Source organism: Paremcibacter congregatus, assembly GCF_006385135.1.
In the GTDB taxonomy this organism is placed as follows: Bacteria; Pseudomonadota; Alphaproteobacteria; order Sphingomonadales; family Emcibacteraceae; genus Paremcibacter; species Paremcibacter congregatus.
On record NZ_CP041025.1, the window covers coordinates 3,965,733 to 3,981,981 of the forward strand.

Below are 16,249 nucleotides of genomic sequence, written 5' to 3' on the forward strand. Positions count from 1 at the left end.
CGGTGACGGCGGGGCAATATATGCCAGTTGCCCCGCCCGTTTCCCCTAAGATAAAAGGGTGTTCAACATTAAAAGTCTTTTTTGAAATTTATGCCAAGCGTGCGAGGTTTGTTGATATAAGCCTTCGGCAGTCCATTATGGCTTACCTGTAGTCGCGCTCTCTCATCAAACAAATTACTGACAAACAAGGAAGCATCCCACCCCATGTCAGAGATCAAACCAAGTCTCGCATTAAACAGGCTATATGCATCCGAATCCCTAAAGCCGGTGGACGGGGTGCCAAGCGTGCCATAATCTTCTGTTTTGGAACTGGTATAGCTCCAGTCACCTCTCACATAAATATCCAGATCATCATTTGGCGTATCCATGATATATTGAACCGAGGCGTTGGCGGTCCATTTGGGCACACCAAGCAGGGATTCACCGGCATCCCCTCCCAATGCAGGAGCATCTTCGTCCAGCGTTGATTTAACATATCCCAGACTAGCTGATAGCGTTAAACTCTCAAGCGGCTCCGCAATAAGTTCAACCTCAACCCCTTTGGCTGTCGCAGAACCGGCATTTTCCACTACATTAAACCCACAGGATAAATTCATGCTTTGCTGAACATTTGTATAATCAATCCAGAAAGCCGTGGCATTCACACGCACGCGGTCATCCACCCACTGCGTTTTTGCTCCCAGTTCATAATTCCAGACACCATCCGGCTGAATTTGTACCAATCCATCCGGGAAATCGCCACACACTGCCGGCGGGCTAGCCTCCAGAATACCACGTCTGAAACCTTCAGCGGCTCTCACATAAACCAAATGATCATCTGTCAGGGCATATGCGAGAGATGCAGACAGGCTCACACCATTATCACTCGTTGACCCAATACTTTCTGTTCCGGCAAAACTGCTCGCAAAAATGCCATCCTGCGCAACTGCCCTATTTACACTGATATCAAAGTATCGTGCCCCCACCTGGACTTCCAGAGGGCCTGCTTCGTAGGTAAGATTACCAAAGAGGGCCTTTTCTTCGATCTTGCTTGGATCGCGCGACAAAAAGAAAACATCCGTGCCAATCCCAAAGTGATCGCCTGCGCCCGCAGGCCCCACCCAGTCTCTGGACTGTGCCTCATCCGCATCCTGATAATAAAGACCTGTAGTCACTTGAACAGGAAAATCCCAGTTCGAAACAAAACGGATTTCCTGAGTAAATGCCTCATTTTTATCCGTTACCGTCAATCCGGGAAAATACAGTGTATCCTCAAGCGTTGGAGCAGCCCCGGTCAAAAAGGAGACAAAATTTGTGCCATCGCCGATATTATAGGACGTAGACTTCAGATACGAGGAAATCGATGTAATATCACCAACCGCTGTAGTTATAACGGCCTTGAGGGAATATAGCGCAAAGTCTGTTTCAAGGTAATCATCCTGATATGTAGAGATTCTTGGATTACCCCCAAGACCAAATACATCTTCACTCACCGCAGAAACCCCACCGTATTTTTTCCTCTGATAATAAACAGAGGGTATTACTTCCAGCCACTCGTTGGGACGATATAACAGGGACGCTCGAACCGACAGAAGATCAACAGTATTAATGTTCTGGTCTTCCTCAACCGTCTCCGGTGCAGGAATGATAGAACCGGACAGGTCTCCCCCAGGGAACCGAGGCACACGGTCAATATAGCCTTCTTCATCCCCATGAACAACCACAACCCGCAAGGCTGCAACATCTTCAAGTACTGGCAGGTTGATCGCCGCATTCATCAAAATATTCTTGCCGCCATATCTTGTCGATGACAAAGTACCGTCGAATTTAACATGGAAATCATTTAATGCCGGCTTGCGTGGAATAATCTTGATAACGCCGCCCATTGAGGACGAACCATAAAGGTTACCTTGAGGCCCTTTCAGAATCTCAACTCGTTCTACATCAAATATACGGGCATCAACCGACAGGCCCGCTGCACCAAAACCTGACACAGGAGTATCATCAATATACATGGCAACGACCGGCGCTCCCTCCGTCGGGGAAATGCCTCGCATGGATATGCCGTGCTTGAATCCCACATTACCCGCCGCTGGCGGTGTAAAGCCAATATTGGTTATTGTCCGGGCATACGCCTCAAAATCCACCATACCCGTTTTTGCAAAGAATTCATCTGTGCGTACTTCTACTGCCATAGGGACATCCTGTAGACTTTGGCTACGCTTCTGGGCCGTCACTACAATCTCGTCAAGAGAAAATACACTCTCTGGCTCTTCACGGACATCTTTGTCGGCAAGTTGCACCTGTGGCTCGCCAGAACCCGTCATCGACATGTTAACTTTTTGCGCTAATGTGGTTGACTTGTTCTCAGACATTGAGACAACGACAAACGTCTCCGCATCAATCTGTTTCAGGGTCAACCCCAGATTTACAAGTAACCGTGCAAGCCCGTCCTCCCGACTAAACTTACCCGACACCCCTGTCGTCGAGAGACCCTTAACCAAATCTAGTGAATAGAGAACCTGCACATCTGCCTGCTTTGAAAATGCGCGGATAGCCTTCGCAAGCGACTGAGGCTTAACCTCCAAGTCGTAGCGTGCTTCTTCTTCTGCCCTCCCAGAAGTAGATATGAACAGGGTTGCTGCTATAAAAGAGGCTATCAATGCGGCACTGCACACTGTGTTTTTTAATTTCTTCATTTCCTTCTCCCTTTGCACATGCCTATTGTTAAATTTGCTACTAAACTGAGCCAGGAACCAACAAAGCTCCTTAAAATTTCAGACACGTACATGGAAGACGACAAGCACTTTAAACACACACAACAAAAAGTTAACAAATCAAAATAAAAAACGATACGCGGCAATTACGCTTTTACGGCTACTGCCTCTGATGAACGGCGCATCAATATTATAACATTTTTTTCTCGTATAACTTGGACTGGCAAGGCTTCTTCCAACGCATTAAAAAATGATCCCATTTCCCCAAGCTTGAAAACCCCTCCTGCTTTAAAGGCCGCAACCTCCTCATCAGCAATGACTATTCTTTCTTTAATATATGGCTGTATTTCCCGGGCAATTTCCAAAAGAGACTTTTCATCCAGAATGATGCGCCCCTCACGCCACAATGTCTCACGACTGACCCACTCTTCCTCCAATTTTACTTTTTGAGCTTTTTCCGCACCAAAAACAAGTTGGTCCCCGGCAACCAGGATTTCTGTTGTCGGCTTTATAACTCTTGTCGAATGACTGTCATTCTGGGCGGCAAAATTAGATCTCACTTCCACCTCGCCTTCTGTCACCAGAACTGCCACCTGAGGCCCTGCTTGCTTTATGTTGAAAGCCGTCCCGACCGCCTTGACGTACGCATTGCTTACCGCAACCTCAAACGGGCGATTTTTATCCTTCGCGACATCAAAATATACTTCCCCGCGCTTGAGATGAAGACGTCTTACACTCTCGGTCATCGCAACCTCGATTTCAGAGTTTGTATTAAGAGTCAGCACAGAACCATCTTTCAGTAAAATCTTCTTCTGCTCCCCTACGGCAGTATTATATCTTTCTGTCGTTGGACCCCAGAATCCGCCATCCCAAAGCCAGATGCTACCCAGCACGACCAATAGGGCTGCCGCTACTCTGGCAAAAACATTCAACATCCGTCCCCGGATCTGTTTTCCCTGATGCGCCTTGACGAGTACAGCAGCATCTAGAACATCCTGACCCAAAAGTGTCTTTTCAAGGTCATGATGCGTGCGTAAAAGATCAGATAAAGCGAAAGCCTGGCCCGTAATACCTGCCATTTCCCGAAATGCTTTTTCATGATCGCCATCTTCGCTTATCCAGGATTCAAACTCCTTCTTTTCAGCGCCCGTTATCATCCCGCTTTCAATCCTGGAATACCAAAAAGCAGCAAGATCATTCAGCTCGTTTGTTTTACTATCCAGATTTGTCATTTCGATATTCACTTACCTTTTTTGCCTAATAGCGCTTTATGATCAGAGAGTGATATGACTTGGCCTGTAGTATCTCGAAAACCAACATCATCTTGAACCAACACCATCTTTTTACGGCACTCCGCCATACCTTTTGTTATATGGTTTTCAACTGTACGGGTGGATACATTCATAATAGTTGCCGCATCCCGGTAGGATACATGCATGATTTTTATCAAAATAAACGCCTGCTTTACACGCGGCGCCATCTCATAAATAATTTTCTCAAGTTCTTGTATATCCTGCCGCCCGGCAGCAAACCGCTCAGGGGACAACAAGTCAGACTCAACAACCACATTTTCCGGATCAATACCTGCCCCGGAAATGGTTCGCATCTCTTTACGAACATGGTCTTTATAAGCATTTCTAGCAATACTAACAAGGAACGATTCCGGATTAACAACCTGTTGCCAATTGGATACCTTATGTGCCTTTAAAAAAGTTTCCTGCACGATATCCTCAACGTCTTCTGCCTGCTGTCCTTTACGCATCAGAAACTTTCGAATATTTCTTTCATACCGCCTGTAAAGCCGGTTTACGAATGCCTTATTCTCTATTTTTGACATGCAGAAACACCTACTTTTCTCAACAATCCCCTATGAAGACGTCAGGATTAGGCCGAACACCTACCATAACACTAAATTATTTTAAAAAATCCCTGTCAGGCCCCTACTGTATTGGCCAGTATTGAGTTACTAAACTACCTATAATACCCCACGGAACCGTGACGATGGCCGCAGCGCTGCCACTCTCCACCATTGCCATGCCAAAAACAGTTCCGGCGACGAATGAAGGGAAAAACGCCTCGCAAAACTAAATGCTCCTAGGGGGCCCAATGCATAATATTTCATCAGAGTTTTTGGAAACGACCATCGATGCGACCAATAAAGATAGAATAATATTATACCTCTTTAGGGCCATATAAATTAAAGTGACAAGTGCCCGCATCAGGTCAAAGATAGCCATAAATTTCTCCAAATAGTGATGCGGATCAGGTTGTTCCAATCCGTCAGACATACTTGCATCTAAAAAAGGCATGATAACGGGGTAGATTTCTATATTGAATTATGGGGAGGTGTTCATTTCCTCCGCTTTTTTCTTCGCCACAAGTTGGCGAATATCGGCAAGAAGTTTCTGAGCATCGAACAATGTCCCATCCTTGATGGTATATAAAATTCCCTTTGTCTGTTCCATTCTATCTGCCGCCTTATTGTACCATCGGTGGCCCGTTCCGTAGAGCACCTTAAAATTCACCAGAGGGTTCTCCCTAACAATAATCAAATCAGCCTTCTTGCCAATCTCTATGGAACCAATTTCAGCATCCAAACCGAGTAATTCTGCGCCCTTGATGGTCGCGGCCTGCACAACTTCCAAGGGATGAAAACCTGCCTCCTGAAGCAATTCCAGCTCTCGAATATACGCAAAACCGTATAATTTATAAATAAAGCCCGCATCGGAACCAACCGTCACCCGGCCGCCAGCATTTTTATAATCATTGACAAAAGCCATCCACCGATCAAAATTTCGCTTCCATACAACTTCATGGGCTGTTGTCCAGTCAAAGAAATAGGACCCGTGGATACGGGGATTAGACTCAAAAGCCCGCGTAATATAGGGCATGCTATAAGCCGCATGCCATTCCGCCTGACGCGCCCGCATAACGTCTCGATTGGCTTCATAGACTGTAAATGTGGGATCCAGGGTAAAATCAAGATCACGCAACACCTGTATTGTTGCCCGCCATCGTTCTGATCCCGGCGCAGCGGCTTGCCGCCATAAGTTTCCAGCTTCTCCAAAACGATCCTGTTCATTATTATAATTATAGGCGTAGGGGTAATCCTGCACGATACGACCTTCAAACATAGCTTCTGGCAAGCCATACCAATGTTCCATGCTGTCGACACCCAGCCGGGCACTATCCAGTACATTCATTTGGGTGACAGAAATTTGCGCGTGATGATAAGCTGTTTTCAACCCAAGTTTCTGCGCTTCTGCCACGGCGGCTTCGATCAATTTCGGCGCCGCACCAGTGAATTTAACACCATCTGCCCCCTTCCTATCTACGGCGCGCACCCATTGCCTCGCCGCCTCAGGCGACTCCATGACCTGAGGGAACAGGGCATACGCTCGTATCCGCGGCGCAGTGATGTCCCCTCTTGCACTACGGTCCTTGTGATCCAGCGTCCAGCTCAACCCCATCAATGACCCCACATCGCGCACCGTGGTAATCCCGTGGGCCAGCCAAAGCTTGGACACATATTCCGGATTTGTGAAAGAACCGGCAAAAGCATGGGTCGGCGTACCGAAATGGGCATGGGAATTAATGAAGCCGGGTAAAACATACTGCCCAGACGCATCTATGATCTTGACCTGCGCCTCATCTAACGTAGCAACATCGGGCATCCCGCCTCCCATTTTAATATCTACAATATGGTTGCCTTCGACCACAATTGTCGTGGGCCCTTGCAATGGTGCACCGGTGCCGTCAATCATATTACCATTCAGGATGATGAGCCGTTCAAACGGGCCTTCGCCTTCATCTCCTCGCGCAGGAGACTTCGCAGGCGGAGGGATTGTGAGTATTCCCCTAACCTTCATTATGATTTCTTCTCCCGGTTCAATTTCTGTCGCAAAACCCGTCATGGGATAAATAACGACCAGAGAAGTCAGCACCTTTAAAGCTGTGCGCATGATGTTTAATGCTCCTTTTATTTTTTACGGTTTATTTCGTAATTTTGTGGTGGCGTCATACCCAGCAAATGCTGAACGAAATAATCCCATCGTCGCCGCAAAAAGTAAGCATTAACTCCGGTAAATGCATGATCTGCATTCGGAATCATGAGCATATCGAAATTCTTGTTGGCCTTGATTAGGGCGTCAATAACCTGCAGGGTTAGAGCCGGGTGAACATTGTCATCCATATCTCCATGAGCGATTAAAAGCTTGCCTTTAAGGTTTTTTGCATGTCGAGCGTTGATGCCGTTTTCATAGGCTGCATCGCTGAATGGTCCCTGATAGGTTTCTCCCCAAGACAGCAAATACCCTCTTTGATCATGATTGCCCGCAGAAGATACTGCGACTTTATAAAATTCAGGGTAGCTCAGCATTGCCCGTGTTGAGGCAAACCCGCCGCCAGAGTGACCATAAATCCCGACGCGCGCCGTATCCATATAGGGATATCGCTCCGCCAATTGCTGAATAGCTGCAATATGATCGTCCAAATGTCCAGCTTGGCCCAGATCGCCATAAGAGACATCGTGAAACGCCTTCGAGCGGCCCGGCGTTCCCCGCCCGTCAACAGTGATTACAATAAACCCTAACTCGGCGATAGATTGTGATTCCTGCGAATCAAACACAGCCCGCATAAAGGACTTTTGCGATCTCCATGATTGCGGCCCCGGATAGATCGAGTCAATCACAGGATAGGTCTTGTCCGGATCAAAGTCACTGGGGCGAAAAATATTACCATATAAGGAAGTCTTTCCATCCGCTGAGAGAACAGTGAACGGTTCCGGCAGCACAAAGCCCTCCTCCTGTAATGGTGAGACATCCGCTTGCGTTATCACGGTAGAGGAACGCCCTGTCGTGTCCCGCAACATCATCACGGGGGGAAGATCTGGCCGGGACATGGTCTCCACAAAATAACGCCCGGACGGCGAGAAAGCGACTTCATCGGCTTTAGGATGATTCAATAAAATGCCCATCAGGCTGGATGTACTCACCTTGATCTGGTGGTTCGCCGCCTCTGGGGTCAATAATTTCATCTCCGAGCCATCCAGATTAACACTGTAGAGGTGACTGTAATAGGGGTCGATACCCGCTTCACGGCCACCAGCTGTGAAATAGACCCGCCCTTTCGCTTCATCAATATAGGCAATTTTCCGGACCTGCCATGCCCCCGTGGTGATTTGATTCATCAGTTCGCCATTTTTGTTGTAGCGATAAAGATGTCCCCACCCATCCCTCTCCGAATACCAAATAATTTCACCGCTGGCTAACGTCCGGCTTGTGGGTGTGCCATAGGTTTTAGCGCGCGCATCCGTGTAAGTCTCGCTCCTCTCCTCTATCAGCTCGCTCACCACGCCCGTTCGGGCTTCGATTTTGAGAAGCTTCTGATTTCTCTGCGTTCTATTCCGGGGAATAATATAGACATATTCATTATTTTTCCCCCACCAGACGCGGCCTTCGGCCAATGGTGAGATCATTGTCACGTCAAAGGCGTTATGTTCAACGGGAATTCTGCGCCCCGTCGCCACGTCAAAAATCACCATCTCGGATTTGATGATATGCTCATCGCCCGGCATGGCGTAGCGGTAGCTATACAATATTGGGCGGGCGCTGCCGTCTTCCGGCACATGTTGCAACAGATGCAAATCCAGAACGTTCCGTTCATCGAGCTTATGGGTAATGATTTTCGTGGAGTCCGGCGACCAGACAGCGACGGGCGGTATAGAGACCTTCCACCGCCGCAAGGTTACTGACCTTGTACTGGAATCTGAAAGTTTGCCATAGCTGTAATGGGTCTGGCCGTCGCGGGTTAGTGGCGTCACTTCGCCATCAGAAAGGTCTCGCAGATAAAGGTTATCGCCCTCGGAGAACAGCGCCCGCCTTCCATCGGGAGAAACAAGGTCCCCTGGTTTGTCCATGGACGACGACAGCGGTGCACAACCATTCTGTGTCAACGGACAAGCCCATATATTTTTTGCCACCGCGACTTGTATCACGTCCCCTTCCGATGTCTTCTTAAAGGACCGGAGACGGATATTGAAAGGTGCGACCTCTTCTCCCGTTACTGCCGACAGGCGCGCTGCAATTTTATGATGATCAAAGGCCGGACGGCGAAAACCAGTTGTCGCATCGGCCAAAATATAAGACTTACCTTCCGGTATGTCGCGGGCATACCAGAAAAGATCGGAATCCTCGACCCAGTGATGGTTCACTTTGCCGTTGCGCACATATTTATCTGCATTCCAGTGAAGGAAGCGTTCTGCGCGCTCATAGTTCTCGGTGGCCATTTGAGTATTCTCAGCCGCAACAACCCCGAAGCTGAATCCCGCAAGCGCATAAATTATGATCGAAAAAGACAAACTTATCCTGTACTTTTTTCTCGCCAAAAAGAAAAACATGCCGATATCCTATTTTTGGGTGGTGATATTTGAAATGGAAACGCTGTTGTTGAGCAATTGAGGTAGTATCCATCCCGGTGCGATGCTTTTCTCATACGCACTCAGGTTGCGGGCGCCCGTCGCGCCATTTTGGATTTTTTCCGCGATATCAATGCCCTCTATCACCTGCCCGAACGCCGCGTAACCTGGCCGTTCAGTGGATTCATAATCCAGAAGGCGATTATCGCCCAGACAGATAAAAAACTCCGTTGCCGCTGTACCCGGCGCCCCCCGCGCCATCGACAGGGTGCCGCGCTGATGGCTAAGTCCACTTTGAGAAGTCGTTTCATGGGGGATGCCTCGACGCGGCTGTTTTTCTTCCGGCCGCCCGCCTTGAATAAGGACCATTCGCCTCGCAGCGTTGGCTTCACTATGGTCCAGGCGAACGGCCCGATAAAAATGCCCGCCTTCATAGAGCCCTTCCTCAATATTTTGAATAAAATTGGCCACCGTAAGCGGAGCTCTTTCTGGATAAAGCTCAGCCGTCATTGGACCAAATTCCGTCGCGATTTCGATGATCACCACTTCTTCCGCCGTTAATAAAAGCGGGAAGGAAAAAAGCATCACCATTCCACACCCTGCGTAGCATATTTTCTTTGCCAACAGTCCCATTATTGCCTTTGCCAACATCACTAACTCTCCCTCCCGTTTGCTACTATTTAATACAGCCCGTCATAATATAGGCGCAGCCCGGCTTGTCGTAGACCTCTTGCACGCCCCGGATCAGGTTAATCGCGGGTACGGTCAAATGGGTTTCATGCGGTATGACATACATCTTCTGATGAAACTCCGGCATGGGCCGAGAGGCTAGAAGGGCATGCAGGCGGTATATATTCGTCACCATTTTATGCTGAGGAGTCTCTTCAAGCGCCCCGGCGCTCATAAAAAGTCTGGCTTTCAGGTCTTTACCTGAATCCATAAAATCCTGAGCATATTTCAGGGCCGCTTCATTATCATACGCAATGGCCGGGCTGCCGATGATATAGCGGCTGAAGGTTTCCGGCTGATGAAATAATGTATAAAGGCCGAATAATCCGCCAAAGGAATCCCCAAAAAAAGCGCGATCCCCCTCGATGGTGTTATATTTTTTATCGATGAAGGGGATCAATTCCTCCTGAATGAACTTGAGAAACTCCGGTGCCCCGCCTGATGTCTTGCCACTCTCAATCTCGAGTATGCCATCCAACGGCATGGTATTTTTACCGCCAGAACCAATCTCCGGCGTCGGTGACAGGTCACGGCGGCGAACCACTGCGCCGCCCATCGGATGGTCAACGGGATATCCAATGCCCACCATCATAAAGCGTGGCGCATCACCTCCCCCCTGAATATAATGCATCAGGTTGGCAAGGGGCACACCTGCATTGGCGTCGGTCATATAGAGTACCGGAAAGCGCTCCGAACCGTCCTTTTTCTGCGCCGGGTGCCAGACGTGAATTTCATATGTTTGATCGACATATTTCGATGTGATCAGATGGGTTTCTATTTTTGGGATATAGAGCATCTTCTCGGCCGCTTGTGCAAACGACAGGCTTGCCGCAAGGGACAGGAATAAACTGATGAGAACATATTTGGTCACGGCAATTCCTTTAACTATATTTATCAAGAGTTTTGAACAAAAGCGGGCGCCAGTGCTGTTTAATGTCCGCTGTGATGGACAATGATATGCAGGCGATAGGTGAAATCGCCCACATATCAATTCAGCTCTGGACGCTAAAAGTCTACCCGCAAGAGTACACCAAGACGACGCGGCGCGCGAGAGCGGAAAAGCGGCAGACCCGTCCCGACACCTATCGGATTACTCACCTCATAGGGCAAGAAGTCGTCAAAAATATTGTCCGCGAAGAGTTCAGCTTTCCACTGGCCCACATTCACCCCAACCCTCATATTCACCACATCATAGCCGCCTGAATAAAGATCTTCTGCATTGGGGACGCGGCTATAAGATCCGCCCGTGTTCGTGTAATCAGCTCTGATAAAGGCCGAAACCAAATCCGTTACCGGAAATTCATATTCCGCCCTCAACGTCACTTTTCGGGTAATGGAATTGGGCAGACGGTCCCCTTTCGGGAAGCCTTCCCGGCCCTCATCCACCTTGGCGTCCAGAAGTTGCAAGCCGCCCGATGCCGTAAAGCCCGTAAATGGGCGAACATCGAATTCCAGTTCGACCCCGGCACTGTGGGCAGACCCTATATTCATGAGATAGGTCAAGGCCGGGTTTAGCAGATTTTGACGAATTTGCATGCCCGACCATTTCATGTAGAAGCCAGACAGATTCGCCGAAATTTTATTGTCGAGCCAAGCGCCTTTCACGCCAATTTCATAGTTCCACAGAGACTCCGGATTAAAGGTCGCCGAAACATTTGGATCCCCCCCCAACTCCACCGGCACCACGCGCACCGATTCCACATTCGAGTTTACTCCGCCAGCGCGAAACCCCCGTGAAATGGTCCCGTAGACTGATGCGTCCTCGGAAAGGTCATATAAAAGACTGAAGCGAGGTTGCACGCTCTCGTAGGTCAGAGGAATATTGATGTCAATATTGACCGGCGCGAAATCACCCAAATTTCTTTTCGAGTTTCTCTGCTCTTCTCGAAACCAACGCAATCCAGCAACCGCATGCAATTTGTCGGTAACATCATACTCCATTTCACCGAATAGGGCATATTGTTCACTTTCTGGCTGTACGACATTATTAAATAGCGTCCTCGGGACTGCCGGAATAGTTTCCGCATCCGTCAAGATTTCCGCTTGGCCGTTTTTATAAAACAGGCCCGCCGTCCAACGCAACCGCTCGTCCTGATTGGAAATCAGCCGCAGTTCCTCCGTAAAGGCCGACATGGTCCAATCACCCTCAGTAATGACCCCCGTAATGGGCTCTCCGCCGGTTAGTCCCCCATAGAGCGCATTAACGATATTTAGGATCGCTACCGACGATACATCGGAACGCCACGCCATCTCCCGATCAAAATAAGAAGAAGAAGATACTACATTCGCCCAGCCAAGATCATAGTCCAGGGTCATATTATAGATGGTATATTTATCCTTCGAGAAGGTGTCGACAAAAAATGTGGTTTCATAATTACGGTCTGACGAATTGATGATCGCCCCGAGATCATTGTCATAATGTTTGATTGAAGCATCAAGCGTTAAATTTTCACTTTGATAACGTAGTGAGATGCGGCCTTCCGCAATCTTCGCGTCGTTCAGGTCCGGTTCATTGCGATAAACATCATCAATATAGCCACCATCGTCTCGGTAATAGCCCGTCGCGCGTACCGCCAGTTTATTCTCAATAATCGGCAAATTCACCATGGCGTCAGCGGTGAGCCCATCAGACCCATGCGCATAGCTATAATATTGGCCTTGTACCGCCCCTTCGAATTCGTTTAAATTCGGCTTATTGGTAATCACCCGCACCAGCCCCCCCATCGCCCCTTCGCCATATAGGGTGCCTTGTGGGCCACGCAGGACTTCCACGCGCTCAATATCAAACATCCTGACATCAGGGCCGACATCCACTTGGCCACTAGTAGTCAAAACATAAGGCGTCTCATCCACATATAAGCCAGAGGTGGCGGCGGTGCCCGGCGTGGGGGAGATACCTCTAATGGTGATCCGTGTAAAGCCTGGCGCCAGTTCCTGCATCTCAAGCCCTGGTGTCGAAATGGACAATTCGTTCAAATTGCTCACCCCGCGATTTGCGATATCCCGACCTGTCGCGACCCCCACGCTCATCGCAACATCCCGCAAACTCTGCTCGCGTTTATTCGCCGTGACCACGATTTCTTCAAACTGGGTTACACCGCCCTCCCCCTCTGCCGCAGCCTCTTCGGCCAAACTCAACAAAGGGGAATAGGCCAACGTCACCCCGGCCATCAAGGCCACGCGCAACGGGTGTGATAGAAATTTCATCTGCATACTCAAACTGGTTATTTTTATATTTTGTGGCATAATGCCTCCTCTATTAACACTTCAATTCGTGACCAGAATTGATAAAATGGCCGCACGTAGTGGCCCTAAATCTTCTCCTTCTGCGATGGTCGTTTTGAAATGAGGAATGATCTGCCTGTGTTATTCTTGCTATTTTGATCTCACTTCATTCATCGCACCTCTAGTATTGATCGAAATAGAGAATAAGTCAGTCCTCATATAAAGGACATTTCCAGCTATTTTTAGTCCGAGTAACGGCTTATGCTTGATATATCTTCCGCTAATGGTGATCTCATGGCCAATAAGCACGTTATATTAAACGTAATATTTACTCATTTACATTTTCATAAATAGTTATAAAATATTCACTATTCAGTTTAATATTTATAAAACAGGAAGCCCTTCACCTGGTTAAAGCGCGCTCAACAAAATCAGAAACAGGTCTAAGTCAACGGGAAGCTTTTCGACGAACGGCCGTCGCGCGGGTTTTACAGGGAGAATCTCCCAAACTGGTCATGGCCGGTAGTGGTCTGCATCTTTCAAATATTTATCATTGGCTTGATAAGTATCGCGCCAATGGCTGGGCGGGACTTCTGGAGAGAAGTCCACCGGGCCGCCCTCCCAAATTAGGGGCGCTGCAGGATACTATTTTGCAAAAATATGTTGTCGATAATTCTCCGCCCACCTCTCCTCTGACATCGCCCACACGACTTTGGACACGGCAGCACATAGCAAGTCTGGTGACTGAAAAAACTGGCATTTCCCTTAGCATCACGGCGACCACGCGCCTTCTCGCCCGATATGCTGTCCCCTCAGGTCGCCCTCGGACGCGTATCCGACACCTTCATTCCGGGGAGAATTCTGCACGAGCCGAGGATATCCTTGCCGAGCTCACCCGGTTGGCGCGTCCACAACACGGGAAGATATTTTTAATTCAACTCACCTGTATTGCAATTGTCGACACGAAAATATACTGCCTATCGGCCACAACCTCGAAAGGGGAAATCAGATTTTCCCTGTCCTCTCTGCGCATGACACCTAGTATCATAAAACGTTTCTTCAAGATTTTACTGAGCGATGAGTCCCGTCCTATCTTTCTTATTTTCGACACCGGTCAAATCGGAAAAATATTCTCCGATGGTCTTCTGCACCAGATAGAAAGTCTTTTCCCGCAAGTAATGGAAACAACCTCCCTGACAGCCCATCCTGCACTCCCCAAGATTCTGACGGCGCCCAGTGAACGGGAAATATCCGACCTCATCGCCCATCTGCACCGCTCCATACTGGACCCTCTACCTTGGTATGAATTCTTAAATAGACTAGCTAGGCTGCTTGAATGCAAGGCCTCACTCTCCGTCAATCTTCACCTTTGGTACAGCACAATTCTGTCCAATATTGAAACTCTGGACTTGAAAAATCTGTTTGCCGTCGCCGAAAAAAGCTGGCCGTCTCACCCATTGAGGACCCATCTAAAGGCCCCCGGCGCGATATATATTCTGAGTGATTTATATTCTCCTGCCGACCTTCATCACAATAGCTACTATAATGAGTATTTACAGGGTATCCAAAAAAGCCAAAATGAAATCATTCTTTATATTTCCGGCCCACTAAAAGCTCCCCGAACCATAAGCCTCACACGTCGGGCGGATCAAGCGCCGTTTGGCAAGGTCGAGAAGGATATATTGTCTAGATTACGTCCCTCTCTTGAAGTGGCTCTGGAAACCTCGATACGCCTGCGGCAAACTGAACTCTCATTAAAAGCTTTACATGATGCGGCCAGCCATCTCAATGTCGCCACCTTCATTTTGGATGGGGCCGGTTTCGTGATCAATAGCAATAGCCACGCGATGGCCCTGGTCACACAACAGCGGGCATTGCGGCTTAATCAGGATCAGCTGATCTGTGCCAGAACCGAAGACAACAAGACCTTGTCCCAGTTCATCGCACGGTCCATCCAGTGGCGTCGTGCGCCCCAAACCCGCAAGCCAGTCGAAGCGCTGCGCTTGGAGGTGGACGAAGACCACACGCTGGGTATTTTGGTACAACCCATTGAAATTATACAGTTGGAGAAACCCGCCTATATTGTTTCCACCAACCCTCATGTGATTATTCACGTCAGTGATCCGACAAAAGTACGGGCAAACATGGATCAAAATCTTATCTCCCATCTCTTTGGTTTGTCTTTGCAAGAATCCCGCCTCACCGCCTTACTCGCGACCGGTCTATCGGTAGAGAATGCTGCGCAATCCATGGGCGTAACACTGACCACGGCACGGACTTACCTGCAACGCATTTACCAAAAACTCGGTATTAACCGCCAGTCTGATCTCATTCAGTTAATCTCCAATAGTGTTGCCTCCTTATAGTGACGTGGCAGTCAATATGCATCTGACAGTCACCACGCCATTCTAAAGGATCATGACGTTATTCAAAGCATGAGCAGGAAGGGTAATTGCTGGGATAACGCTGTAGCCGAGAGTTTCTTTCATACCCTCAAAACAGAATTAATCCATCAACAGAAATTTTACTCCGGCGTTGACAGCTAATGCAGCTTGAAAATGCCTGAAACTTACTTGGAGGTAGTTCTATTACGTAAAATATAGAGACATAATTTAGTCCGCAAAGTCTTCTAAGGGAATATAGCCTTGGCCCTCAGAAACAACAGCTTTGGGCAAACCAAACAAAAAAGAAGTGCTCACTTTCATAGCGGACACCCCTATCTGGCACGAATTCAGACCCAACCGGCCAAAAGTGGACTAAACACTTTCTACCCTTCTGAAGCAAATCCAATATTTCAGAGGCCTTCATCTACCGACTAACGCTTCTACGTCAGTTGGAGAATAAATGTTACCTTAAAATGGGGACCCCAATTCGGAATCCCCAACTAAATGTCTAGTTATTGGCCAGCCAGTATGAGTATAAACTGGCCTCAAGCCCTGAGGCATCACAGTATGGTCCACCTGCATCCCCCAAGGGTGTCATCACACCATTATTTTTGACGTGAATAGGCGCGCCACCCCAAGACCCCAAATATATACAACGCGCGTCCACCGAGCCATCATTGTCAAAATCCCAATGAGAAAAAGTTGGGCTTGTGTAACCACCTGAGGCACTTCTAAGGTCAAAGGATGTCAGTTCACGTATCTGATTTAATTCATATCTCATAGCTAGTTCCTTTTTTAAA

The 16,249-nt window shown here is 48.3% G+C and carries 10 protein-coding genes and 2 pseudogenes; 3 read left to right on the forward strand and 9 right to left on the reverse strand.

Annotated features, from left to right (window positions below):
* Positions 1-68: 68 nt before the first annotated feature.
* The 8 genes from FIV45_RS17370 to FIV45_RS17405 all read right to left on the reverse strand — a co-directional run bounded on the left by FIV45_RS17370 (position 69) and on the right by FIV45_RS17405 (position 13,086).
* Positions 69-2,678, reverse strand: coding sequence for a TonB-dependent receptor (locus FIV45_RS17370; protein WP_099473008.1), 2,610 nt, complete (start codon positions 2,676-2,678; stop codon positions 69-71).
* A 164-nt stretch (positions 2,679-2,842) separates the two neighbouring features.
* Positions 2,843-3,928 (reverse strand): FecR family protein, encoded by a 1,086-nt coding sequence (locus FIV45_RS17375; RefSeq protein WP_133118581.1) that lies wholly within the window; start codon positions 3,926-3,928, stop codon positions 2,843-2,845.
* Positions 3,929-3,936: 8 nt separating this feature from the next.
* Positions 3,937-4,533, reverse strand: coding sequence for an RNA polymerase sigma factor (locus FIV45_RS17380; RefSeq protein ID WP_099473013.1), 597 nt, complete (start codon positions 4,531-4,533; stop codon positions 3,937-3,939).
* Between the two features lie 499 nt (positions 4,534-5,032).
* Entirely contained in the window at positions 5,033-6,658 is a 1,626-nt protein-coding gene (locus FIV45_RS17385) for an amidohydrolase family protein (RefSeq protein WP_099473015.1), read from the reverse strand.
* Positions 6,659-6,675: 17 nt separating this feature from the next.
* The gene (locus FIV45_RS17390) at positions 6,676-8,982 is read right to left on the reverse strand and encodes a S9 family peptidase (RefSeq protein WP_204844768.1); all 2,307 of its coding nucleotides are present in this window, start codon (positions 8,980-8,982) and stop codon (positions 6,676-6,678) included.
* Between the two features lie 120 nt (positions 8,983-9,102).
* Positions 9,103-9,702: a peptidylprolyl isomerase gene (locus FIV45_RS17395; RefSeq protein ID WP_165777015.1), complete on the reverse strand. Its 600-nt coding sequence runs from the start codon at positions 9,700-9,702 to the stop codon at positions 9,103-9,105.
* A gap of 85 nt (positions 9,703-9,787) precedes the next feature.
* Positions 9,788-10,711: an alpha/beta hydrolase gene (locus FIV45_RS17400; RefSeq protein WP_099473021.1), complete on the reverse strand. Its 924-nt coding sequence runs from the start codon at positions 10,709-10,711 to the stop codon at positions 9,788-9,790.
* A 134-nt stretch (positions 10,712-10,845) separates the two neighbouring features.
* Positions 10,846-13,086, reverse strand: coding sequence for a TonB-dependent receptor (locus tag FIV45_RS17405; RefSeq protein WP_099473024.1), 2,241 nt, complete (start codon positions 13,084-13,086; stop codon positions 10,846-10,848).
* A gap of 386 nt (positions 13,087-13,472) precedes the next feature.
* Between FIV45_RS17405 and FIV45_RS18995 the strand changes: the two are divergent.
* From FIV45_RS18995 to FIV45_RS18810, 3 genes and pseudogenes are all read left to right on the forward strand, one after another.
* Positions 13,473-13,673, forward strand: a pseudogene (locus tag FIV45_RS18995) (helix-turn-helix domain-containing protein); the annotation flags it as partial.
* Between the two features lie 42 nt (positions 13,674-13,715).
* Positions 13,716-15,431, forward strand: a complete 1,716-nt coding sequence (locus FIV45_RS17410; protein ID WP_165777016.1) for a helix-turn-helix transcriptional regulator — start codon at positions 13,716-13,718, stop codon at positions 15,429-15,431.
* A gap of 3 nt (positions 15,432-15,434) precedes the next feature.
* Positions 15,435-15,611 (forward strand): annotated as a pseudogene (locus FIV45_RS18810) (integrase core domain-containing protein); the annotation flags it as partial.
* A gap of 346 nt (positions 15,612-15,957) precedes the next feature.
* On the opposite strand, the gene FIV45_RS17420 reads toward FIV45_RS18810, so the two are convergent.
* Positions 15,958-16,230, reverse strand: a complete 273-nt coding sequence (locus FIV45_RS17420; RefSeq protein ID WP_133118582.1) for a hypothetical protein — start codon at positions 16,228-16,230, stop codon at positions 15,958-15,960.
* Positions 16,231-16,249: the final 19 nt, after the last annotated feature.